The sequence below is a fragment of the Flavobacterium sp. MR2016-29 genome, assembly GCF_015350695.1.
In the GTDB taxonomy this organism is placed as follows: Bacteria; Bacteroidota; Bacteroidia; order Flavobacteriales; family Flavobacteriaceae; genus Flavobacterium.
This window is the reverse complement of sequence record NZ_JADKPU010000002.1, coordinates 538,358-563,098: the sequence shown is the minus strand read 5'-3', so window position 1 is coordinate 563,098 and position 24,741 is coordinate 538,358. Positions and strand designations below refer to the sequence as shown.

The following is a 24,741-nucleotide window of genomic DNA, read 5'->3' as shown; positions in this document are numbered from 1 at the left end:
TAATTGATATAAGTTCATTTAAATCTAACATTGTGGGATTAACAGTAAATTCCGAAACCTTAAATTTACATACACGACTTTTATGGTTTAAAACAAAAACTTTGCGAACTTTGCGATAAACCTTAGTGCCTTTGCGGTTAAAAAATGGAAACAGTTTACATCAATTCACCTTTAGGAATCACCAAAATCATTGGAGACGAAAACGGTATTGCTGTTATTTCTGTTTCGGATGTTGGTTTAAACGAAGTTTCTAAAGAAATTCCGGAAGTTTTAAAAGAAGCTGTTTGCCAGTTAAATGAATATTTTGAAGGAAAAAGAACCGATTTCGATTTAAGGCTAAATCCAAAAGGCACAGAATTCCAGCAGAAAGTATGGAAATCTTTATTGGAGATTCCGTACGGGAAAACGGTAAGTTATATGGACCAAACCAAAAAACTAGGCGATATAAAAGCAATTCGCGCGGTTGCTTCCGCAAATGGAAAAAATCCGCTTTGGATTGTAGTTCCGTGTCATCGTGTTATTGGTACAAACGGATCCTTAACAGGTTACGCCGGTGGCTTGTTCCGCAAAAAATGGTTGCTCGAGCATGAAAATCCAAGTATACAGCAGAGTTTGTTTTAAAACACAAATTTCACAGATTTGCACGAATTAAAATTATAACTTTATATTTACAAAACAGAAGATTCTATATAATTGTTTTACTCAAAACAGCTGTGCTAATTAGTGTAATCTGTGTTTAAATTAAAAATATGATTGAAAAAATAAATCTTAATAATATCCTGTTCTTAGATATTGAAACCGTTCCTGAAGAAGAAAATTTCAATTTGCTTGACGCGGAAATGCAATCGCTTTGGGATCATAAAACACAATATCAGCGAAAAGACGATTTTACGCCAGAAGAATTCTATGACCGCGCCGGTATTTGGGCAGAGTTCGGAAAAATTATTTGTATTTCTGTTGGGTATTTCACCATCAAAGGCGATATTCGAAATTTTAGAGTTACTTCCTTTTTTGGAGAAGAAAAAAAGATTTTAAAAGACTTTAATAATCTGCTGAATAATCATTTTAATCAACCTCAACATTTGTTGTGCGGGCATAATGCGAAAGAATTTGATATCCCGTTTATTGCACGCCGTATGATTATCAACCAAATTGCCATTCCAGACAAACTGAATTTATTCGGCAAAAAACCTTGGGAAATTCCGCATTTGGATACTTTAGAGTTATGGAAGTTTGGCGATTACAAACATTTTACTTCTTTGAAACTGTTGACAAAGATTCTCGGCATCCCATCGCCAAAAGGCGATATTGACGGAAGTCAGGTTGCACATGTTTTTTACGTCGAAAAAGATATTGACCGAATTGTAACCTATTGTGAAAAAGATACAATTGCTGTGGCACAGATTTTTCTTCGCTTGCGCAGAGAAGATTTACTGATTGATGAGGAGATTATTCATGTATGAGTTTTTTTAAGTTACAAAGCGAAAAGATGCAGCGGTACAAAGGTTAGCTCCTTATAAATTCCAGAATTTAAATTGTTTAGAAAATGACGCATCAGGAAATTTCATATTATCGACTTGCAGCACAAAAACTTCTTGAAAAGAATCACAATTCTCCACAACAAATCGTACATCATTTAGGTGCCATGCAGGCTCAGGATTATGCGATGGCAAAATGGGCAATTGGTTCCCGTTGTAACGCTACTGAAAAAGAGATTGAAGAAGCTGTAAATTCCGCAAAGATAATCCGAACTCATATTTTGCGTCCAACTTGGCATTTTGTTTCTGCTGAAGATATTTACTGGATGCTGGATATTTCTGCTCCGCAAGTGAAAAAATTCACGGTTGCTGCGGGCAAAAAATACGGTTATGATGCCAAAAAACTCGATCAGGCAAATTCTAAAATTGCAAAGCTTTTAGCCCGAAACAATCATTTGACACGAGAGGAGATTATGCAGGAACTCGATATTAAAAAAACGTCCTCTGCAGATTTTTTAAGTGCTGCAATTATGATGAATGCAGAACTTGACGGTTTGGTTTGTAATGGAAGAATGAAAGGCAAACAAATTACGTATGCTTTACTCGAAGAGCGAGTTTTAAAACCAAAATCTAAATTAACTATAGAAGAAGGTCTTGCAAAATTAGCCCTCAAATATTTCGAAAGTCACGGCCCTGCTACACTTCTTGACTTTTCGTGGTGGTCCGGATTTCCACCTACAACCTGCAAAAATGCAGTTAATGCAATTGAGTTGCAATTGACTTCTGTTGCAATTGAAAATCAAACTTATTACTTCGGAAATCAATTTTCTGATGAAGACAACTTCCGCGAAAGTGTACACTTTCTACCCGCATTTGATGAGATTTTAATTTCTTATAAAACTCGTGAAGCTTCAATTTTAGTTGAGCATCAAGCTAAAGCTTTTACTAATAACGGCATTTTCAAACCCATTATTCTTGAAAACGGAAAAGTTATTGGAACTTGGAAAAGAACCATCAAAAAAGAGTACGCAAAAATAGAAACCGATTTTTTTAACGAAACCCAAAAACATAAAAAAGAAGTTTTGTTTAAAGGAATCAAAGCTTTTGAAAATTATCTGGAAACCAAAATCATTATTGAATAAATCGGTTTTTCATTAAAATGTTGTGTTTTCTAATAGATACTTCTAGTTTGATCAATAAAATCTTTGCGCATACTATCGCTAAATAATTATATTTACAAAAAATATTAGCATTATGGTATTAAGCAGATTTTGGTTAGTGATTTTTATATCTTCAATTTTCTTTATTGCTGTCAGTTTATTTACTGCCAACACTTATACTATTGATTCTGTACTAAATGGCAAGAAAGATGATCCTGTTTTAGTCTCAGAAAAATACATTGATCAGCTTCCTGCATTTATTAAAGACAGTATTAAAAAAGCACCAGATCAGAGCATGACTATCAATCGTGATACTCTTAATGCTGACACAACTTATGTTTTTAAAAACAAAACCGTAAAAGTTTACAGCGGGCTTCAAAAATCTGATGGTTTATTACCTACCTGCAAAACAACTTTACTCGATTTAATTTTACCGCTTATTGCTTATTTAGCCTTTTTCTGTGGCTTAATGGAACTTTTAATTATTTCTGGAGCATCTGGAAAATTAGCTAAAGCTTTGAGTCCCGTTTTTGTAAAGGTTTTTCCAAGTATTCCAGAAAATCATCCTTCGATATCGTACATGACTTTAAACTTTGCTGCCAATTTCTTGGGATTGGATTCGGCTGCAACGCCATTTGGACTAAAAGCTATGGAAAGTTTACAGGAAATAAATCCGGACAAAGACAGGGCAAGTGATGCGCAAATTATGTTTATGTGTCTTCATGCCTCTGGTTTAACCTTAATCGCAACTTCAATTATTGGATATCGCGCGGCTGCAAACGCAAGTAATCCTGCCGATGTTATGCTTCCATGTATCATTACTTCTTTTATTGGTACTATTGCTGCTTTTTTAATTGTGGGAATTAAACAAAAAATCAACTTCAAAAGTGCTTCTCTTCTTATCGTTTTAATGGGATTAATAGCTGCAATTGTTGGGCTTTTGATGTATGTAAATCATTTGGATTTAATTGGAAAAAATTACTTTACCTCTAATCTTTCTGGACTAATATTAATTGGAATTATTGCCTTCACCTTGATTTTTTCATTCATAAACGAAAAGAAATTTACTGAGGCAAATACGACAGTTTTTGAAACATTTGTGGTAGGCGCTAATAATGGCGTAAAAACCGGAGTTACTATTTTTCCTTATGTATTGGGAATGTTAGTTGCTATTTCGCTCTTCAGAAACAGTGGTTTATTCGAAATTATCAGCGACGGAATTGCTTTTGTTTTTTCGAATTTGGGAGTAAATAAAGAAATTACAAATGCGTTGCCGGTTGCTATGCTTCGTCCTTTTAGTTCTGCCGGATCCCGCGGATTTTTAATCGATTCGATGAATACGTTTGGAGCAGATTCTTTAACGGCAAGATTAAGCAGTATTTTTCAGTGCAGTGCCGAAAGTACTTTTTATGTAATTGCGGTTTATTTTGGTTCGATTAATATCAAAAATACGCGTTATGCACTGGGAACAATGCTTTTGGTAGATCTTATTTGTGTGATAACGGCAATTTTTGTGGCGACTTGGTTTTTTTAAATTTATCTAATCAAAATAAAAAACGTGAATATATTTAAAAGCTTTTTTAGTAAAAAAGAGGAAATTGAAATCGTTAATAATACTGAAAATGTTCAATTTACTGAGGAAACTAAACCTATTGAAAAAATTGAACATGAAGAAAATAAATTCGAACCTAATAGAATTGATTGGTTGATTAACGATTCGATCCTCACTTTTCTGCCCCGCGAATTGTACATGCATTATTGGGATAGCAATACTGAAAAAAACCTTCAAGATCCGTCCTGGCAAAATCAGGGTATCTTTTTTTGGGATTACAACGAACCGTTTGAGAAAAAATCTTTGCCTGAGTTTTTTGAAAACTTTGAAAAGAAATTATTTGTCTTTAATAAATTTCCTGAATATATTTCATTAGTTTCTGCAAAAGCAATTCCGTGGTTTGGAATGCCCGGAGAAGGAGACAAACTCTCTCTTAGATACAATGATAATCCAATAACACTAGAAGAAGCTTATAAACTGAATATCATAAATTATGTTGAAATGATAACATTAAACTATGAAAATTTGAGCATTCTTAACGATCGTGATAATTATTATTTTCTAATTGATCCTAACGAAGTTAAATTTGAGAATCAGCTTTTTTATTTGAATGGAGAAAAAATATCACTTGCTGAACTTTACAAACAAAAGAAACTAAGCGTTGTAAAATTAAAATAAGAAGCATCTTTACATTATGAAAATCTCCTCTCTTTTCTTTTTATTTCTGTTGATAAGCTGCCAAAAACCGAAACATCAATCCCAAATAGCAAGTTCTCTTTCTAAAGAAAAAACAGAAAAAATTGCTATAGAAAAAAACTTCTTAAAGGTGGACACAGTTATTGTAAATACTGAGGAAGAAACTTCAAAGAGTAATTATATTTTAGCATATCTGTTAGATCAAAAAATGGATAAAGACAGCGTTATAACGGGAAAATACCGACTTGATTTTTATTTTGATAAAACTAAAACTGCTGAAACAAAAATTACCATCAAAGGCATTGAAGAAGGATCAGAATGGAGTGTTGTTTACGGATTGGGTGAACAAAGTACCAAAAGCAGCTCTCCTTTTATCCAAATTAGTTTTGGATATCCTGCCTGTGGTTACAATCAGAGCCATTATTTGTATTATTTAAAAAACAATGATATACAATTGGTTTACGATTGGTACACGATGTCTGATAGTGGCTGGGGAAGCTGGGTTGAATTCGAAAATCCTTCGGCGAAAGCCAATCCTGAATCTTTTTATTGCAAGACAGTTGCTTTTGGACCTGATGATAATGATGAGAATATGGGAACTGTTACATACTCAGACTCAATTGTCTTTCGCTTAAGCGGAAATCATTGGGAAAAGCAATTACTTTCTGCAAAAGACAAGCCTTATTTCCAAAAGAAAATGAGTTTTGATGACTTTTACAAACAAAATTAAACCCTTTTAATAGCCCTTATTCAAATTCTTTCTTAGGTAAATAATTTTTAACTTTGCCAAAAACAAAGAAATGATTGATTTTATATACCAAGACCCTTATCCTATTTTAAAGGATGATACGCAGTACCGCAAAATCACCTCTGATTTTGTAAAAGTGGAGCAATTTGGAGAACGTGAAGTTTTAACCGTTGATCCTAAAGGTTTAGAATTATTAGCTGAAGAAGCTTTAACAGATGTTTCGTTTATGCTAAGAACATCACATTTGCAAAAACTACGAAAGATTCTTGACGATCCAGAAGCAACAGACAACGATCGTTTTGTGGCTTACAATTTACTTCAAAATGCTTCGGTCGCAGCCGAAGGACAATTACCAAGCTGTCAGGATACCGGAACAGCGATTGTAATGGCAAAAAAAGGCGAAAGTATATTTACAGGTGTTGATGATGCAGAATGGCTTAGCAGAGGAATTTTTAATACCTATCAAAAACGTAATTTAAGATATTCGCAAATTGTTCCGATTTCGATGTTTGAAGAAAAAAATTCAGGTTCGAATCTTCCGGCTCAAATTGATATTTATGCTAAAAAAGGAAGTTCGTACGAGTTCTTATTTATGGCAAAAGGCGGTGGATCTGCAAACAAAACCTATTTATACCAGCAGACAAAATCGTTGCTGAATGAAAAATCTATGGATGCTTTCGTTCGTGCAAAAATTAAAGATTTAGGAACTTCGGCTTGTCCTCCTTATCATTTGGCTTTAGTAATTGGCGGAACTTCTGCGGAAGCGAACTTAAGCGCCGTTAAAAAAGCGTCTGCCGGATATTACGATCATTTGCCAACTACTGGAAATATGTCTGGTCAGGCTTTCCGTGATATCGAATGGGAACAGCGCGTACAGCAAATTTGCCAGGAAAGTGCTATTGGAGCTCAGTTTGGCGGAAAATATTTCACGCATGATGTTCGTGTAATTCGTTTGCCACGCCATGCAGCTTCTTGCCCGGTTGGACTGGGAGTTTCTTGTTCTGCAGACAGAAATATTAAAGGAAAAATTACGAAAGATGGAATTTTCGTTGAGCAGTTAGAAGTAAATCCAAAACAATTTTTACCAGAAACCGCACCGCATTTAGAAGCGCCAGTTGAAATTGATTTGAACATGCCAATGGCTGATATTTTAGCTAAATTAACGCAATATCCTATTAAAACACGTTTAAAATTGAACGGAACTGTGATTGTTGCCCGCGATATTGCGCATGCAAAAATCATGGAATTATTAGAAGCAGGCAAACCAATGCCGGAATACTTTAAAAATCACCCTGTTTATTACGCAGGTCCAGCAAAAACGCCAGAGGGAATGGCTTCAGGAAGTTTTGGACCAACAACTGCTGGACGTATGGATGTTTATGTAGATGAATTTCAAAAACATGGCGGCAGTATGATTATGCTTGCCAAAGGAAACCGTACCAAACAAGTTACCGATGCCTGCAACAAATATGGCGGATTTTATTTAGGTTCTATTGGTGGTCCTGCAGCAATTTTAGCACAAGACAACATCCTGAAAGTTGAAGTTGTAGATTTTGAAGAATTAGGAATGGAAGCTGTGCGCAAAATCACGGTTAAAGATTTCCCTGCGTTTATTATTACAGACGATAAAGGAAATGACTTTTTCGAAAATTTATAATTTGAGTTTCTAAGTTTTATATACAAAAAACCGCCTTTTGGGCGGTTTTTTGTATATAAAACTTGTTTACTGCCGCCGTTAATTAAGCGCTTAGGGCATTTTGCTCAAAAGCTATAAAATGCGACACTTCTCCTTTTAAATTATAAATAGGAAAACCATTGATTTTACAACTGTACGGTTTGCCATTTTTTTTATAATTTTCGATTATTTTTTCAAACGGAACTTGGCTTTTTATTGCTTCTCTTATCTCTTTTAAAACAGTCTGACATGTTGTGGGTCCTTGAAATATTCTTGGGGTTTTCCCTAATATTTCAGCTTCTGTATAACCTGTCATGCTTTTAATTCGGTTAGAGGCAAAAACGATTTTGAGATTCAAATCTGTAACCACAACAACCTCGGCTTTAATTCTTTCCTCAATTTTCAAATCTTCTTCATCCCAGGAAAACTGGCTTGAAATTTTATTTACTTTTTTCAAATCAGCAAAAACAGCTTTCAATTCATTTACATATTCATAATGAAAATCCCAGGCCATAATTGGTACTGAATTACGAAACAAAGCTTCTTCAGAGTTAGTATTTTTCATTTTGAAAGAGTTTAAAGACTGCAGTTATCTCAAAGATAGCGAGAAAATTGGAAACTTAATTACGTAAACCCTCATTTAACGTATGTTGAAGTTTATTAAAACGAAAATTTCAGCTGTACAACAACCGCTTTTTTTTCTTCTGTATTCAAATTATTTAATGAAATTCCGAGTAACCGAACAGAATCCTTCATTTTTTCTTGATACAATAATTCTTCAACCGTTTCTAAAATCAAGCTTTTATCTGAAATAAAATAAGGTAAAGTTTTACTTCTGGTCTGTTGCGTAAAATCGCTGTATTTGATTTTAAGCGTTACTGTTTTTCCAGAAATTTTATGCTTTTGCAGTCGTTTTTCTAGTGATGTTGCAATTCTTTCAAGTTGTTCTAGCATAAAAATTTCTGATGATAAATTTACATCAAAAGTATGTTCTGCTGCAACTGATTTGGTGATTCGGTGCGATTTTACTTCGCTGTTGTGAATACCTCGAACCACTTTATAATAAAAAGCGCCCGACTTTCCGAAATGTTTTTCTAGAAATTCTAACGATTTGCTTTTTAAATCTGTTCCGGTAAATATTCCGAGCTGATACATTTTTTCAGTTGTTACTTTTCCAACGCCATAAAACTTTCGAATAGGCAATTCTTCTAAAAAAGCTTCAACTTCATCTGGATTTACTGTTTTTTGTCCGTTGGGTTTATTGATGTCGCTCGCAATTTTAGCGACAAATTTATTGACAGAAATTCCCGCTGAAGCCGTCAACCCAACTTCATTCAATATACGGAGTCTAATTTCCTGTGCAAGCAAACTGGCACTTGGGTTTCCTTTTTTATTTTGCGTGACATCGAGATACGCTTCGTCTAGCGAAAGCGGTTCAACCAAATCAGTATAGTCGTGAAAGATTTTATGAATTTTAGACGAAATCTCTTTATAGCGATCAAAACGCGGACGCACAAAAATAATTTCTGGGCAGTATTTTTTGGCCAATGTCCCGCTCAAAGCACTGCGAACACCAAACTTTCTTGCTTCATAACTCGCCGCCGAAACTACTCCTCTGTTTTCTGAACCTCCAACAGCAACAGGTTTTCCGCGTAATTCAGGATTGTCCATCTGTTCTACAGACGCGTAAAAAGCATCCATATCAATATGGATAATTTTTCGATATGTAGGCGATTCAGACATGTTACAAATTTAAATAGGAAAACACCAAAATGGGATCAAAATAGTCATAAAAAAAGCTACAATTTTACAATTATAGCTTTCTGTTTTTTATCTTTTGAAATTCTTAAAATTCAACTCTAAAACCAATTTGATTTGCACTTGCAACTAAAGTTGTTTTAGGCGCTGGCTTATAAGTAGTGGCCAAACCGCTGTTGTATTTTTCCAGAGCCGATTTGATTTTCTTTGGATATCCTATTTTTATTGGTATTGAAGCGACAATTAAAGCGCCACCAATAATTGCAGCTGTCATATTTGTTTTTTCAGAAGGATTCGGATTATAGCCTCCTGATGAATAATTGGGGTCACTATTCATTCCAAAAAGTAAATTAGCTGTTACAAGTCCCAAACCACCATAAAAGAAAACATTTCCAAAAGTTTTTTTACTTCTTCCTGCATTATAAAGTGCTAACGCTTCAGAATTATTGGCTAGCAAACTTCGAACTTCATTAGAATTAAGTCGTTTGTTTTCAGCATTATAAACTGTTCCGCCACTTTTATAAGAGAGTTGTTGCGAATAGCCCGCCAGCGTAAGAATTAAAAATAAAATAGTAAAATTTTTTTTCATGTTAAATTGGTTTTTTGGTTTTGATTTAGTTAATACAATTGATTTGCTCTAAAGATCTTCAAAACAAAAACGATCTTCAGTTTCGCAAAGATTAGCAACTTAATGATCTCAAACAAATCATTTTCTTTATTTTTGTACTTCTACTCGAAATAAAATAAAATGCGAACATTTGTTATAGGCGACATACACGGCGGATTACTCGCGCTTGAACAAGTGATGAAAAAAGCCGAAATTACTACAAAAGATACTCTTATATTTTTAGGCGATTACGTTGACGGTTGGAGTCAGTCTGCAGAAGTTATCGATTACCTTATTGATTTAAAAAGCAAACAAAACTGTATTTGCATTAGAGGAAATCATGATCAGCTTGCCTTAGATTGGCTTGAGAACAGACATGAAAATTTTGACGAAGAAATGTGGTACAAACATGGCGGACGCGCTACTGTTGAAGGGTATTCGAAACTTTCTGAAGAAAAAAAGAAAACGCATATTGCCTTTCTCGAATCTTTGCAGGATTATCATCTTGACGATGAAAACCGACTTTTTGTTCACGCAGGTTTTACCAATTTAAGTGGTGTAATGTGGGAATATTTTCCGAAACTGTTTTATTGGGACAGAACACTTTGGGAAACCGCTCTTTCTTTAGATCCAAATTTAAGTGTAGATGATCCTTATTACCCAAAACGTTTTACATTGTATAAAGAAATCTATATTGGGCATACTCCGGTTACAAGAATTGGAAAAACGGTCCCGGTTCAAAAAGCATGTGTCTGGAATGTCGATACAGGCGCAGCATTCAAAGGTCCTTTGACAATTTTGAATGTTGACACCAAGGAATTCTGGCAAAGTGATCCTTTAAACGAATTATATGCCAACGAAAAAGGTAGGAATTAATGTATAAAAATATATTTTTGCATTTTAAAACAATTAATATTTAAGTTTATGAAAAAAGTAATTACGCTTTTGTTTTTAGTATCATTTGGATTCACTCATGCACAGCATGCCTATACAGGAAAAGGAGATGTCAAAGTTAATATTGGTGCTAATATACAAGATGGTGGTTCAGGAATTCAAGGTTCTGTAGATTTTGGTTTGGGAGAAAATTTCTCTTTCGGATTTGTTTCAAATTATTTATTAGGAGTAGAAGACCGTAATGTTTTTGTTAATAACCAAATTAGAACAGTATCTCCGGATTTTGGTGACCGTTTTGATGCCAAAGCCAGAATCAATGCTAACTTAAGCAGTGTTATTGGTGTTGATCAATTAGATATTTATCCTGGTTTGAGTTTAGGATTACGCAATTTTGGCGGTCACGTTGGCGGTCGTTATTTTTTTACTGAAGGATTTGGTGTTTTTACAGAAATTGGTTTTCCAATTGCAAAATACAGTGACAAAAATGATTATTTTGACCACCTAAACAATCAGGCGACTTTTAGTTTGGGAGCTTCTTTTAATTTGTAAATTTTATAAATTCTCATAAAAAAAAGCCTTGCAATTGCAAGGCTTTTCCTTTTCTAAAATTACAATTTATTTTTTAACGAATTTCTTGATAATCTTTTTGTTGCCGTTATTTAATTCAATAATATAAAATCCTGTAGCCAACTTGCTTACATCGATAGCACTTCCAGAGATTTCTCCAGAACTAAGCTGCTGACCTAATGTATTTGTAATTTTATACGAATAACCGCTGCTGTTAGAAAAAGAAACATTTAATTCATTTTCTACTGGATTTGGATATAATGCAAAACTTGAAGCTTCAGTAGTTTCAACTAATCCTGCTACAATTTCCTCATCGACAACTGCGCCAGAAGCCGTTATATTTATAGAATAATCTTCCACTTGACCGTATGAGAAAGTCTCACAAGATGTTGGAGTTCCGTTATACTTCATAGAAACCCTTAATCTCGTTGTTCCAAGTGTTGCAGTTGATGGAATTGTAATTGTACCTGTTGCTGGAGTTGCAGTTGATGTGGCTTTTGTAAATACAGTTTCACCAGAATCTGCAAAATCGCCATCTTGATTGTAATCTATAAAAACAGCATATCCTTCACTGTAAACAGAAGAAGTCCAACTTGGCGTAATTGTAATTGTATACGCTGTTCCTCTTGTTGCATTTGTAGAAATTGAAGTATAATTTTCGTACCCAGTAGTTCCAGTAGAAGTATTATTAATTGTACCCAAAACTACTTTGCCAATTCTTTCGTCTGCTGCACTATTTCCTTTAGAAGTACAATACGTTATTGTAGTCGCAGTAGTGGTAACATTTACAGCATTACTAGCTGCAGAAACATTTCCTGCTGCATCTTTAGCCTTTACCGTAAAAGTATAGGCAGTTGAAGCAGTTAATCCAGTAACCGTGTAACTTGTAGTTGTAGATGAACCTTTTAAAGTTGTTCCTTGGTAAATATCATATCCTGTTACTGCCACATTATCTGTAGAGGCCGTCCACGATAAATTTGTTGTTGTTCCTGTTGTTCCAGAAGCAGCAAGTGCGGTTGGTGCTGATGGTGCCACTGCATCTGTAGGTCCTGAATAAGCGGCTCCAATACCAACGGCATAAAATGCATTTGTTGTAGCAATAACTTCTGCAGAACCAGCGCCATATAAGTCAATAGCAGACTGTATACCTGAAGTTCTCGCATTTGCATAAGTCGAGTTTGAGGTTAAATAAACGCTTTCTAAACGGAAAGCAATTTTAGCCGCTTTATCGATTGTAATTCCTGTAACGTTATAAACACTTCCTATGTCGTTTGTTCCTGATTTACCAACAGATAAAATATAAAACCAATGGTTTAATACTCCTGAATTGGTGTGAACACCGCAATAATCATTGTTGCTTGTTGGTGTACAGCTTACATTTACCCAATACGTTCCTCCATAAGTATCTGGCTGACCCTCAGAGTTTGGATCGCTCATAGAACGTAAAGCCAAATGTCCAGTTCTTCTTTCAATATCTTCACCTACTAACCATGTTGATTTTGTTGGTGCTGCGCGATATTCAATACAGGCTGCCCAAATATCCGAAAAAGCTTCGTTCATCGCTCCAGATTCTTTTTGGTATGCTAAATTTGCTGTGTATGTACATACTGCATGCCCAATCTCGTGTCCTGCAACATCTATAGAAGTTAAGATATCAAAACCTCCAGTTCCGCTTCCGTCTCCGTAAGTCATAACACTTCCGTTCCAGAAAGCATTATTATTACTTGAATATCCGGCTGCAATTAAATTATAATGCACATAACTTTTGATTTTTGCTCCAGCATTATCATAGCTGTTTCTGCCGTGAACAGCCGACCAATAATCATACGTCATTTCAGCTCCCCAATGTGCATCAAGTGCTCCGTTATCTTTATTTGTATTATTATATTCAGCAGCAGTCCAGTTGTTATCAGCATCGGTAAAATTTGTTGTTGGATAAGTTGCCGTTCTTGCAGAATTATAAGTTTGAACTCCATTTCCACGAGTAACATCTGACAAAATATACGATGAGCCACTTAAACTAGTTTGAATAGTTTGAGTGCCGCTGTAACGAGTTGCTGCGTTTGCTGCTACAACTGCCATTTTTGAAGACACATTATTTTTTTGCTTTTGAATTCCATCAGCATTCGATTTGCCGTGACTGTATTCTCCAAGATGTTTAATTGTGGCATTGTAAAACAAAACTTTTCCAGTTTCAGCATCAATATAAAGATCGCCGCGACTTAAAGGTACAGTAGCATAAATATCAAATTTATACGCCAATCGCACTTTATCACTTTTTCTTAATTGCCCCTGCTCTTCCATCGCTGGCAATAAAACCAGTTCGCCTGTTGGTTTTTCATAATCCATTGCAGCTGCATCTGCTGGTTTTTCCCATAAATATTGTTTTGCTCCTGTGTAGGCTATTGCTTTATCAAATGCAGCTTGACTTGATAATTTTGGAGTTACATTGACATTCTCAAGAGCATAAAATTCTCCATTCATCGAAACTAATTTCCCGCCTTTTGAGTGTAAGGTGTAATTGGCAAACTCCACTTTAATTCCTTGTTCGTACAATTGAAATTTTTCATGAGTAAAACCTTCCTTATCCGATTCTATTTTAATTTTTGAAAAAGACTGATTGTCTTTTAAGCCTAATTGTTCTTTAAAAACTTTTTGTGAATCAGAACCCTTGTAGGCTGATTTATCATTAAATGTAATTAAACTAGGCAAACCATTTTCGGAGAGATCTTTCTTGCTTACTCTTTTGTCTGTTTCTTGTGCAGACACATTGAGCGAAATAAGGATAACAGTTGTGGCCAATAAAATTTTAGGTAATTTTCTTTTCATAATAAGTTTGGTTTAAGATTGGTTAAATTGGATTACAACAAAGTATTTAAAAGTAAGTAAATACTTTATTTTTGGATAAAAGTATTTTAAATTTGTCAGATAGTCGATTAAATTTGCCTTTAATCGATAAAATGCAACACTTTTTATTCTAAATTTACTTTTATTTAACAAATTGTAATAATCCTACAATAAATACCACATAAAACCAATTATACTATTGATATTTAATATTTTAAACTTATTTAATACTTACAAATAAAACTATCATTTAAAAATCCTAAAAAAGCACGATCTCGATTTATCTTACAAAAAAAGGCTAGCTTTAAAAGCCAGCCTAAAGACGTGTTGTTAGTTAAAAAAGAAACTAACTATATATTCATTTCTGGAATTTCTCCTTCAATTATTAGATCAGCTTCAGTTGAAGCTATAATATGCTCAACAGAAACACCTGGCGCACGTTCTAAGAGCTTAAAGCCGTTTTCTGTCACTTCCAGAACTGCTAACTCCGTTACAACCTTTTTTACGCATCCTACGCCTGTTAATGGTAAGGTACATTTTTTAAGAATTTTAGATTCTCCTGCTTTATTAACATGCATCATCGCAACAATGATATTTTCAGCGGAAGCCACTAAATCCATTGCGCCTCCCATTCCTTTAACCATTTTACCTGGAATTTTCCAGTTGGCGATATCTCCATTTTCTGAAACTTCCATTGCACCCAAAATCGTCAAATCTACTTTTTGACTTCGGATCATTCCGAAACTAAAAGCCGAATCAAAAAAACTCGCACCCGGAAGTGTAGTAATCGTTTGCTTTCCTGCGTTAATAATATCGGCATCTTCTTCTCCCGCAAAAGGAAAAGGCCCCATGCCTAAAACTCCGTTTTCACTTTGAAACTCTACCGCAATATCTTCTCTCACGTAATTCGCAACCAAAGTCGGTATCCCGATTCCAAGATTGACAAAATATCGGTCTTTAACTTCTTTAGCAATTCGTTTTGCTATATCTTCTTTTGTTAACATATTTATAATGTGTCAATTTGGAAATTAGATAATTGGATAATGCTTCAGCACAATCTAAATTAATTATCTAATTATCACATTTTCTACTTATCTACTTACGCTCTCTGTCTTACTGTTCGTTGCTCGATTCTCTTTTCGAATTTCTCTCCTTGAAAAATTCGCTGCACCATAATTCCCGGAATGTGAATTTGATTTGGATCTAAAGTGCCAACCGGAACTAATTCTTCGACCTCAGCAATTGTAATTTTTGCTGCGCCTGCCATACATGCATTAAAGTTTCTGGCGGTTCCTTTAAAAATAAGATTTCCCGCTTCGTCGCCTTTCCATGCTTTGACAATAGCAAAATCAGCTTTGAAAGCATGTTCCATAATATGCATTTTCCCATTGAATTCACGAGCTTCTTTTCCTTCAGCAACTTCAGTTCCGTAACCGGCTGGCGTGAAGAAAGCAGGAATTCCCGCTTGAGCCGCACGGCAGCGTTCTGCTAAAGTTCCTTGTGGCGTTAACTCTACTTCTAATTCTCCTGAAAGCATTTGGCGTTCAAACTCGGCATTTTCACCCACATAAGATGAAATCATTTTTCTTATTTGTTTTTTCTTCAACAGCAATCCCAAACCAAAATCATCAACACCTGCATTATTTGAGATACAAGTTAAATCTGAAATTGAGGTATTTACCAATGCCGCAATCGTATTTTCAGGAATACCGCATAATCCGAAACCGCCAAACATAATGGTCATGCTGTTTTCGATTCCGTTAATCGCTTCCTGCACGTTATTTACTTTTTTTGTTATCATAACAAACTGTCTTTATTACCGTATAATTTTGATAAAAATAAGATTTTTAGATTAAATTATAACGATTTCGTAAAAAATAAAATTGACTTCAAAAAAAGATCCCTTTATGACTTCATAATGAGAAGTGCATAAAGGGATATTTTTAATTTAAACCTGAATTACGCTTTATAATTCGAATTCGTCTGTATTTTGTTCTGTTTGAGTAGTATCTTTTACAACAGCTGGTCGACTGTAACAATCTACCTTGATAGAAAGATTTGCCGGACGCTCAAATTCTGATTTAGAAACTTGAAGTCCTGGATCTCCATAACATAGTTTCATAAAATAAGCCCAAACTGGCAATGCTGCCGTAGCTCCCTGTCCGTAGGTTAAACTTTTAAAACGAGCTGAACGGTCTTCACAACCAACCCAAACTCCTGTAACTAAATTTGGAACCATTCCCATAAACCAACCGTCTGACTGGTTTTGTGTTGTTCCTGTTTTACCCGCAATCGGATTTTTGAACATGTATGGATATCCTGTCCAACGGTTATCACCGCTTCCTCCGCCCTGCGTACGCAAACGTGCACCAGAACCAGTTTCTGTAACTCCTTCTAATAATTTGATTACAGCAAAAGCAATATCTTTATTTAAAACGTCGTGCGATTCTGGAATTGGTTCGTAAATAACCTCTCCGCTTTTATTCTCGATACGGCTTAAAAATTGCGGTTTTACATAAACTCCTTGATTTGCAAAAGTGCTGTAAGCAGCAACCATATCTTCAACTGTAATATCAACAGCTCCTAAAGCAATTGATGGCTGAACCGGAATTTCAGTTTTAACTCCTAACTTTTGCGTTAACTCTACAACAGCTTCTGGACCAGTTCTGTCAATTAATTTAGCCGAAACTGTATTAATAGAGTTTGCCAAACCTTGTTTTAATGTTACCATTCCGCGGTATCTGTTATCAGAGTTTCTTGGTTCCCAATCTTCCGTAACGTGGTGACGTCCTTTATGAATCATGAAAGGTCCATCTAAAATTGAATCACAAGGAGACATATTTAGTTGTTCGATAGCAGTTGCATAAACAAAAGGCTTGAAGGTAGAACCTACTTGTCTTGCTCCCTGGCCTACGTGATCGTACTGAAAGTATTTGTAATTAATTCCTCCAACCCACGCTTTAATATTTCCGGTTTGAGGCTCCATTGCCATTAAACCTGACTGCAAAAAGTGTTTGTAATAACGGATAGAATCTAACGGCGTCATAATGGTATCGCGTTCCCCTTTCCAAGTAAATACACGCATTTGTGTTTTTACTTTGAATGAAGCAATAATCTCATCTTCGCTTTTATCTAAATCTTTCATGATTGCCCAGCGCGTAGAATTTTTCATGGCTTGCATCATAATTCTTTCTGTCTCAGCTTGAGTAATATTTACGAAAGGTGCATTTTTATTGGTTTTCATTTCAATGAAAAACTGTTGCTGTAAGTTTTTCATGTGTTCTGAAACTGCTTCTTCTGCATATTGCTGCATTCTAGAATCGATAGTAGTGTAAATCTTCAGACCATCTTTGTATATATCATAATCAGAACCGTCTGGTTTTTTGTTTTCTGCTACCCATTTTTTCATGTAATCACGAAGATATTCTCTAAAATAAGTTGCAGTTCCTTCGCGGTGGCTTTCTAATTTAAATTTCAAAGCAATTGGCAAAGCCTGTAATCTTAATTTCTCTGCAGTAGAAATCATCTTTGCTTTTTCCATTTGAGAAAGCACGACATTTCTACGGTTTTTAACTCCCTCCGGATTACGAACTGGATTGTATAAACCTGAATTTTTGAACATCCCGACTAAAATAGCCGATTCGTCCATTGTTAAATCTTTTGGATCTTTAGAGAAATACGTTTGAGCAGCAGAACTTACTCCAACAGAATAATTTCCGAAATCATAAACGTTGCAATACATTGCCAAAATTTCATTTTTCGTATATTGTCTTTCGAGTCGAATGGCGATAATCCATTCTTTTATTTTTTGTACAATTCTGAAAGGAAGGAATTTAGAACCTTCTCCGTGAAATAATTGTTTTGCTAATTGCTGTGTTAATGTACTTGCTCCACCGTTGGTTCCTAAAGTAAAAACAGCTCTTAGAGTTCCGCGTCCGTCAATTCCTGAATGTTCGTAAAAACGGGCATCTTCGGTGGCAACCAAAGCTTCTACCAAACTTTTTGGCAAATCCGAATATTTAAGCTGCGATCTATTAGTCTTAAAATATTTACCAATAACTACTCCATCAGAAGAAATAATTTCGGTAGCTAAGTTAGAATCCGGATTTTCTAAATCTTCAAAAGAAGGCATTGAACCGAATAACCCCCAAGAGGCGAATAAAAAGAAAGCTAAAATACCTAGCAGTGTGTACGCAAAAACACGCCAGAACTTCTTTTTATAGTAATTAATATCTTTAACGCTATTTGTTTGATTGTTTTTTTTAGCAGCCATAACTATTTTCTAATCTTTTTGTTCTATTCTAAAACCAACGTCTGTAATACCTTCTAAAGCCTCGACACCAGGAATTTTACCTGTTTCTCTAACGGCTTGTTTTATGTGTACTTTGTATTTTCCTTTAAACTTAACGTCTTCTTTATAATACAATTTACTTTCTTTAATATCTGTAAAACCGTTTCCTAATAAAGTCCCGTCAGGATTTGCCATTTGGTATTCTAAAGTATCCACTTTCGTGAAACCGCTTGGCGTTTCAATAGCAACAATTAAAAACAAATTATTGAAAGGATAATTGTTATTGTCTCTCAAATTTACAAATAAATTGTATTTTTTGGTAGAATCTAAAACTGGCAGATCAAAGGTTACAACACTGTCTTTGTGCCAAGCACTTCCAACAGATTTGTACTCATCAAATACTCTTTTTTTATCACAAGAAAAAAGAAGTATTGCCACCAAAAGAAGAATCCCGCTATTTTTTATTCTCATTTTTAGTAATAATTATAGGTTTTCTTGGTTCAGCTGGTTTGTTTTCATTCGAATTATTTGGTTTATTCGATTGATTTTGCTTGTTGTTCGGTTTATTCGATTTATTCGGATTTCCTCCAGCTGGTTTATTATTATTGTTATTTCCTTGTTGCGGTTTATTTGGAGCCGGAGCTGCGACAACCGCGCCCTCTGCATTTGGTTTGCGTTTGCGGTTTGGTTTTTTCTTTCTTTTAGGCTGATCAAAACGAGTTAAGCTCTCTTGACCCATTGCATTATTAAAGTCTTTTTCAGGTTCTGAAACTACTTCAATAGCAAAATCTTCAAGTGAAGACACTTTGTTTTTCTGTTTATTTTCGGCAATAATTTCTTTTACCTGATCAATTTTTAAAACGTGCCAGTTTGCAAAATTATTTGTGTATGCAAACCACATTAAACCTTTAAAAATATCTTGTTTCTGGCAGATTGCATCACCTTTTTCAGTTACTAATTTAGTATCGTAATCTGGAAAATCTTTCAATGCATCCATGTAGGTGTCAAGCTCGTAGTTTAAGCAGCACTTTAATTTTCCGCATTGTCCTGCTAATTTTTGTGGATTCAGCGAAAGCTGTTGGTAACGAGCTGCCGAAGTATTTACACTTCTAAAATCGGTAAGCCAAGTCGAACAGCAAAGTTCTCTTCCGCACGAACCAATGCCGCCTAAACGAGCTGCTTCCTGACGGAAACCAACTTGTTTCATTTCGACTCTTGTACTGAATTCTTTAGCAAAATCTTTAATTAAAAGCCTAAAATCGACTCTGTCATTTGCCGTGTAGTAAAACGTAGCTTTTGACCCGTCTCCTTGAAATTCAATATCCGAAATTTTCATTTCTAATTTATGCTGAATCGCTAATTCTCGAGCTCGAACTTTCATTGGTTCTTCGCGATCACGCGCTACAGACCAAATATCGATATCTTTTTGAGATGCTTTTCTGTAAATTTTTGGCACTTCATTGCTTTCGTGATTTACACCTTTTTTCTTCATTTGAATTTTTACCAATTCTCCTGTCAAAGTTACGATTCCAATATCATGCCCTGGCGATGCAACAGTTGCTACAATATCGCCAATACTTAAAGTTAATTTCTCTGAATTTCTAAAAAATTCCTTGCGTCCGTTTTTAAAACGAACCTCAACACAATCAAAAATTGCTTCTCCATTAGACGGACTCATGTTCGCAAGCCAGTCAAAAACCGTCAATTTATTGCAGCTATCGGTGCCGCAAGTCCCATTATTTTTACAACCTTTTGGTGCACCACCATCTGAGGTTGAACAACTTGTACATGCCATAATTATATATGTAGTGTTGCATAAAAGCAACTTAAGTTCATAAACGTTTGATCGGTAAAGATAGTATTTTTTTTAGTTTGCTTTTTATGGATTAAAACTAAAGGCTTGTTAAATAAAAAAAGCAGATTTTGTTTGACACAAAATCTGCTTTTTTAACTTTATTTAAAAGGATTTATCCCAAAATTTTATAAATTTTATCAGACAATCTTATTCTAAAAGGCACTTCAAAAGTAACTTTATCGCCAATTTTTGCTGTTGCAGTTTCTGCTCCGTCTACAATCATTCTATCTAAAACCAATTCTTGCTCGCCTGTTGTTGGTCCGGAGATTAAGATTTTATCGCCAATGGATAACTCTTGATTTTCAACAGTAAATTGACCCACTTTTGCTTTTACATAATAATGCTCCGCTTTTCCAAGCAATGCTTTTTTTACTTTTATTTTTTGACGGATATCTGCTGATTTTTCGGCTGTAGCCAAAGCACTGTTTGGCAGTTCTCCAGAATGTTTGAATTTCAAACTATCTGATTTTCCTTTTCTAAACACTTTGTTTCCAACTTGTTTTCCGGTTCTTAATCTTACCTGATCAACCAAAGGCATGTGTACTATTTCCAGACATTCAGTAGAACAGCAGTTTTCCATAGCTGCCTTACATTCATCACATTGAATAAACAACAAATGGCATCCGTCATTTTCGCAGTTGGTATGATTGTCACAAGGTTTGCCACATTGGTGACATTGCGAAATAATATCTTCGGTAATTCTTTCGCCAAGGCGATTGTCGAATACGAAGTTTTTACCAATGAATTTACTTTCTAAACCTTCTTCTTTCAATTGTTTCGCATAATTAATAATACCGCCTTCTAATTGAAAAACATTTTTAAAGCCTTGATGTTTGAAATAAGCACTTGCTTTTTCGCAGCGAATTCCGCCGGTGCAGTACATTACAAGGTTTTTATCTTCTTTATGATTTTGAAGCTGTTCATTGATAATTGGCAAACTTTCTCTAAACGTTTCAACGTCTGGAGTAATCGCATTTTTAAAGTGCCCCACTTCACTTTCGTAGTGATTTCTAAAATCAACCACAATCGTATTCGGATCATCTAATATTTCATTAAACTCTTTGGCTTTTAAGTGAACACCGATATCTGTTACATCAAAAGTATCATCGTTTAAACCATCAGCAACGATTTTGTGACGTACTTTAATTGTTAATTTTAAAAAGGAATGGTCATCATGTTCTACGGCTTCATTCAAACGAATGCCTTTCATGAAATCATAAACTTCAAGAGTTGCTCTAAAAGCCTCCAAATTTTCTTCAGGAATACTCATTTGAGCATTTATTCCTTCGTTAGCAACATAAATTCGGCCTAAAGCATCGAGCTTATTCCAGGCTACAAATAAATCATCGCGAAATTTTTTGGGATCTTGAATTTTGGCATACGCATAGAAAGACAACGTTAGTCGTTGTTTACCGGCATCATCGATCATGATGGCTCTTTCTTCTGCGCTTAAAGTGTTATACAGTTGCATGCTATAAACAGTTTTTAAGTTTAGAAATAAATGGGTATTGAATTCTTTTATCTTACTGAATTCGGGCGCAAAGATAAGTTTTTCTATTCAATTTTAAAAATGATAAAAATCATGGAATATTAAATAATATAAGCAGTATCGTATGATTTTAAATTTAATTTTCTACAGAAGATGTTCCACCGGAACATAGAATATAAAAAATAAAAAGAGGGCTGTTTCAAAAAAATGAAATAGCCCTCTTAATCTTTGTACCTCTGTACCTTTGCTTCTTTGAACCTAATTAACAATACTCGTTAAACGCATCTTGCAAATTCTCAGCGATTAATTCAGCTGGGCGCCCTTCGATATGGTGACGCTCAAGCATGTGAACCAATTCTCCGTTTTTGAACAAAGCCATAGATGGCGATGATGGAGGAAAAGGAAACATATGTTGTCTTGCGGCATCAACAGCTTCTTTGTCAACACCTGCGAAAACTGTAATTAAGTGATCTGGTTTTTTAGCGCCTTCTAAACTCATTTTAGCTCCCGGACGTGCATTTCTAGCAGCACAACCGCAAACTGAATTTACAACAACTAAAGTGGTACCTTCAGCTTTGATAGCATTATCTACAGCGTCAGCACTATGTAAATCTTGAAAACCTGCAGCAGTCAATTCAGCTTGCATTGGTTTTACCATTTCTTCTGGATACATATTGTTTATTTTTAAATTTTACTTTTGAACTGCAAAGTTACAAAGTTTACTCGCAACAACTTAATTTGAAGTATAAAGTTTTGTTATAGTTCGATATAAAATTTTGAACCAAACAGAAAAGCAATCTTTAAAAATAATTTGAAAAACTTTAAACTGCCATTTTTTTATCTGGAAATTGATAATTGTATTTTTTCAAATGACTATTTCTGCCTCCTGCTTTATGCTTGGTTGTTAAAACAGTTGACTTGCTTTGTTCTGAAATTTCAATGGTTGAAAGATAACTTGTCAAATATTTTTTAAGTATTTGTATGTTGTCAACATCAATAGAGTAAATTGTTTTTTTTCCTTCGTTTTTAATATTGACCAAATTTGCTTTTTTTAATTCTAATAAATGCTTAGAGATTGTTGATTGTGCCAACGGAATTAATTCGACAATTTCCCCACAAGTTCTATTGTCTCTCTTCCATAAAAGCGTCATAATCTCAATTCGTGTAGGATGTCCGAGAGCTTTGCAAATTTTTCCTATTGCTTCAGTTTCTGTATCAAAATTTAAACGTTTTGTCATTCCCATAAATTTGCCAATTAATTATTATCGTAAAAGATCGATTATAGCAGGCAAATCTAAATATTGCAACATCTTTCTAACTGCCGCAAAAAATTATTAAAATAAAAGAATAAGACATTTTAATAGTAAAATTGATTAGCATCTGATCGCAAAATGAACATTGCCCACAGACTATATGGCTTCGGCAGATGTTCAAGATTTAAATAATAGCGATCAAAATATAATTTAATTGAATAAAGCTCGAAACAATGCTTTAATAAATGGCATTTTCGGACATTTTAAAATCACTTGGAGATCTTCAAGCAAATTTGTTTCTTCATCTAAAAATTTGAAAATCAAAGCAGGATTTCCTTTTTTGAATAATGAAGAAAAAATAGAACTTCCCAATTCATTATGACGATGAAGAATGTCTAGAAGAAGTAAATCATAAAACCAAAATCGGCTTTTTTTATGAAAAGAAGACATACTGAGCAATTTAGAATTTTCAGAAGAAGAGTGAAGAAACTCAACTAATTTAGAAGATTTTTTATCCGAGCTTTTAAAAGTATAACCCGTACTTGCCTTTGTCCATCCTCCGGCAGTGCCAATATTTAAAACTCTTTTCGTGTTTTTTTTCCAAAAAGGATAGCATGTCATCGGGATACTTCCCTGCTCTTTTTCGATAATTTCATACTGGGCTGCTCCTAAATTTTTAAGGTAAATTTGAATTTCATTTTCGTATTCTTCTTTTGTGAGCAAATTTTCAGAAAAGAGTGTGTATTCAACCAATGCTTCAGTTTTAGAAGTTGGCAAAACATACATAAATCTTGTGTTGCTTCTCTGTTCTATCGAAAAATCCATGAAAGTTGCCTGTTCTGGATTGAAGATTTCATTTGTTGTTTTTACAAACCAACCGATAAAATGCTGTTGCAAAACAGGATATTTGGTTTGCCTTTCGGCTAAAGCTTTCGTGTAAATACTATTTAACAAATAATCTCCAGTATATCGATTCGACTCTGTTCCCACAAAAACATGGGTTTCTAATTCATTGATATCTGTTACTTTTTCATTTAAAAAAGTAATATTTTGATGTTTTGAAATTTCTGCAAAAACAAAATTGTAAAACTCTACTCCGCGAATTTGATTGTATTCATAAGGCTTCAACGCCAAATCGCGTTTAAAGTTTTCGTTGGCAAACAAAGCCGAATCCCATTTTTTTGAGATTACAGAATTCCATATTGATTCTTCTATTCCCCAAAAACACCAAGTTCTGTCGTTTGTTTTTTTTAAATTCTCATCTAACAGCAAAATGGCTTTGTCTGAAAATTTTCCAGACAACAACATCTTATAAACTGTCATTAAAGACGCTAAACCTGTTCCGGTAAAAATGTAATCGAAGTGTTTTATTTGTGCAGAATTCATTCTCAAAAATAATGAATTTTATTCTTTCAATTTTTCTAAAAGCAGTTTAAAATCCTTTGGACTCAAATAACTGCTGTACTGAAGAATGATTTCGTTCTTTTCATTCAAAACACATAAAACCGGATACACGATTTGATTGTGCAATGTTCCCAACTGCAAAGCCAATTCATGAACACCAACATTATTTCCAGAAGGCTGATATTTAAAAACCTGATTATTAAACGCAATATCACGTTTTTCTTCTGCATTCAAATCTAAAAAATAGAAATCAGAGTTCAATTTTTCGATGATTTCTTGGCTTTTGAAAGTTGTATTTTTCATGCTTTGGCAAAACTGACACCAATCGGTATGAATAAAAATGATGATTTTTCGTTTTTGAATTTGCTGTAAACTATCGATTTCTTCAAAAGAAATTCCTTTCAACTGAGAAAATCCGGTTGAAGTTAATAAGAAGAAGAAGAAAATTAGAATTAGCTTTTTCATTT

The 24,741-nt window shown here is 34.5% G+C and carries 23 protein-coding genes; 9 read left to right on the top strand and 14 right to left on the bottom strand.

The features are described from left to right. Positions 1 to 144: 144 nt before the first annotated feature. The 7 genes from IR010_RS08320 to IR010_RS08290 all read left to right on the top strand — a co-directional run bounded on the left by IR010_RS08320 (position 145) and on the right by IR010_RS08290 (position 7,291). On the top strand, positions 145 to 621 hold the full coding sequence (locus IR010_RS08320) for a methylated-DNA--[protein]-cysteine S-methyltransferase (protein ID WP_194603002.1): 477 nt from the start codon (positions 145 to 147) through the stop codon (positions 619 to 621). A 128-nt stretch (positions 622 to 749) separates the two neighbouring features. Beyond that, the gene (locus IR010_RS08315) at positions 750 to 1,463 is read left to right on the top strand and encodes a 3'-5' exonuclease (RefSeq protein WP_194567463.1); all 714 of its coding nucleotides are present in this window, start codon (positions 750 to 752) and stop codon (positions 1,461 to 1,463) included. An 83-nt stretch (positions 1,464 to 1,546) separates the two neighbouring features. Further along, positions 1,547 to 2,620 (top strand): winged helix DNA-binding domain-containing protein, encoded by a 1,074-nt coding sequence (locus IR010_RS08310; protein WP_194603000.1) that lies wholly within the window; start codon positions 1,547 to 1,549, stop codon positions 2,618 to 2,620. Positions 2,621 to 2,732: 112 nt separating this feature from the next. Next, on the top strand, positions 2,733 to 4,172 hold the full coding sequence (locus IR010_RS08305) for a nucleoside recognition domain-containing protein (RefSeq protein ID WP_194602998.1): 1,440 nt from the start codon (positions 2,733 to 2,735) through the stop codon (positions 4,170 to 4,172). A gap of 24 nt (positions 4,173 to 4,196) precedes the next feature. Continuing rightward, positions 4,197 to 4,868 (top strand): hypothetical protein, encoded by a 672-nt coding sequence (locus IR010_RS08300; RefSeq protein WP_194602997.1) that lies wholly within the window; start codon positions 4,197 to 4,199, stop codon positions 4,866 to 4,868. A 148-nt stretch (positions 4,869 to 5,016) separates the two neighbouring features. Continuing rightward, positions 5,017 to 5,616 (top strand): hypothetical protein, encoded by a 600-nt coding sequence (locus tag IR010_RS08295; protein WP_317174440.1) that lies wholly within the window; start codon positions 5,017 to 5,019, stop codon positions 5,614 to 5,616. A gap of 70 nt (positions 5,617 to 5,686) precedes the next feature. Continuing rightward, positions 5,687 to 7,291: a fumarate hydratase gene (locus IR010_RS08290; protein WP_194567469.1), complete on the top strand. Its 1,605-nt coding sequence runs from the start codon at positions 5,687 to 5,689 to the stop codon at positions 7,289 to 7,291. An 82-nt stretch (positions 7,292 to 7,373) separates the two neighbouring features. Here IR010_RS08290 and IR010_RS08285 read toward each other — a convergent pair whose 3' ends face one another. From IR010_RS08285 to IR010_RS08275, 3 genes are all read right to left on the bottom strand, one after another. After that, on the bottom strand, positions 7,374 to 7,874 hold the full coding sequence (locus IR010_RS08285; protein WP_029271183.1) for a PAS domain-containing protein: 501 nt from the start codon (positions 7,872 to 7,874) through the stop codon (positions 7,374 to 7,376). Between the two features lie 95 nt (positions 7,875 to 7,969). Continuing rightward, complete coding sequence (gene dinB, locus IR010_RS08280) at positions 7,970 to 9,052, bottom strand: DNA polymerase IV (protein ID WP_029271185.1); 1,083 nt, start codon at positions 9,050 to 9,052, stop codon at positions 7,970 to 7,972. A 103-nt stretch (positions 9,053 to 9,155) separates the two neighbouring features. Continuing rightward, a complete protein-coding gene (locus IR010_RS08275; protein ID WP_194602993.1) occupies positions 9,156 to 9,656 on the bottom strand; it encodes a hypothetical protein in 501 nt (166 codons plus the stop codon). A 159-nt stretch (positions 9,657 to 9,815) separates the two neighbouring features. Between IR010_RS08275 and IR010_RS08270 the strand changes: the two genes are divergently transcribed. Further along, positions 9,816 to 10,550 carry a metallophosphoesterase family protein gene (locus IR010_RS08270; protein ID WP_029271189.1) on the top strand — a complete coding sequence of 245 codons (735 nt, stop codon included), beginning with the start codon at positions 9,816 to 9,818 and terminating at the stop codon, positions 10,548 to 10,550. A gap of 48 nt (positions 10,551 to 10,598) precedes the next feature. Next, a complete protein-coding gene (locus tag IR010_RS08265; RefSeq protein WP_029271191.1) occupies positions 10,599 to 11,117 on the top strand; it encodes a DUF6646 family protein in 519 nt (172 codons plus the stop codon). 66 nt (positions 11,118 to 11,183) lie between these two features. Here IR010_RS08265 and IR010_RS08260 read toward each other — a convergent pair whose 3' ends face one another. From IR010_RS08260 to IR010_RS08210, 11 genes are all read right to left on the bottom strand, one after another. Then, entirely contained in the window at positions 11,184 to 13,964 is a 2,781-nt protein-coding gene (locus tag IR010_RS08260; protein WP_194602990.1) for a M4 family metallopeptidase, read from the bottom strand. A 368-nt stretch (positions 13,965 to 14,332) separates the two neighbouring features. Continuing rightward, positions 14,333 to 14,986, bottom strand: a complete 654-nt coding sequence (locus IR010_RS08255; protein WP_194567477.1) for a CoA transferase subunit B — start codon at positions 14,984 to 14,986, stop codon at positions 14,333 to 14,335. Between the two features lie 95 nt (positions 14,987 to 15,081). Continuing rightward, entirely contained in the window at positions 15,082 to 15,783 is a 702-nt protein-coding gene (locus IR010_RS08250; protein WP_029271197.1) for a CoA transferase subunit A, read from the bottom strand. A 165-nt stretch (positions 15,784 to 15,948) separates the two neighbouring features. Next, a complete protein-coding gene (locus IR010_RS08245; RefSeq protein ID WP_194567479.1) occupies positions 15,949 to 18,255 on the bottom strand; it encodes a penicillin-binding protein 1A in 2,307 nt (768 codons plus the stop codon). Positions 18,256 to 18,264: 9 nt separating this feature from the next. Next, positions 18,265 to 18,744, bottom strand: coding sequence for a gliding motility lipoprotein GldH (locus IR010_RS08240; protein WP_194567481.1), 480 nt, complete (start codon positions 18,742 to 18,744; stop codon positions 18,265 to 18,267). Then, the gene (locus tag IR010_RS08235; protein WP_029271203.1) at positions 18,728 to 20,068 is read right to left on the bottom strand and encodes a stage 0 sporulation family protein; all 1,341 of its coding nucleotides are present in this window, start codon (positions 20,066 to 20,068) and stop codon (positions 18,728 to 18,730) included. Before IR010_RS08235 ends, IR010_RS08240 begins: the two co-directional genes overlap by 17 nt. A gap of 172 nt (positions 20,069 to 20,240) precedes the next feature. Then, the gene (locus IR010_RS08230) at positions 20,241 to 21,599 is read right to left on the bottom strand and encodes a rhodanese-related sulfurtransferase (protein WP_194602989.1); all 1,359 of its coding nucleotides are present in this window, start codon (positions 21,597 to 21,599) and stop codon (positions 20,241 to 20,243) included. Between the two features lie 280 nt (positions 21,600 to 21,879). Next, positions 21,880 to 22,290, bottom strand: a complete 411-nt coding sequence (locus tag IR010_RS08225) for a BrxA/BrxB family bacilliredoxin (RefSeq protein ID WP_029271207.1) — start codon at positions 22,288 to 22,290, stop codon at positions 21,880 to 21,882. A 148-nt stretch (positions 22,291 to 22,438) separates the two neighbouring features. Continuing rightward, positions 22,439 to 22,855, bottom strand: a complete 417-nt coding sequence (locus IR010_RS08220) for an ArsR/SmtB family transcription factor (RefSeq protein WP_194567483.1) — start codon at positions 22,853 to 22,855, stop codon at positions 22,439 to 22,441. Between the two features lie 225 nt (positions 22,856 to 23,080). Next, positions 23,081 to 24,256 carry a lycopene cyclase family protein gene (locus IR010_RS08215; protein WP_194602987.1) on the bottom strand — a complete coding sequence of 392 codons (1,176 nt, stop codon included), beginning with the start codon at positions 24,254 to 24,256 and terminating at the stop codon, positions 23,081 to 23,083. An 18-nt stretch (positions 24,257 to 24,274) separates the two neighbouring features. Further along, positions 24,275 to 24,739, bottom strand: a complete 465-nt coding sequence (locus IR010_RS08210) for a thioredoxin family protein (RefSeq protein ID WP_194602985.1) — start codon at positions 24,737 to 24,739, stop codon at positions 24,275 to 24,277. Between the last annotated feature and the right edge of the window lie 2 nt (positions 24,740 to 24,741).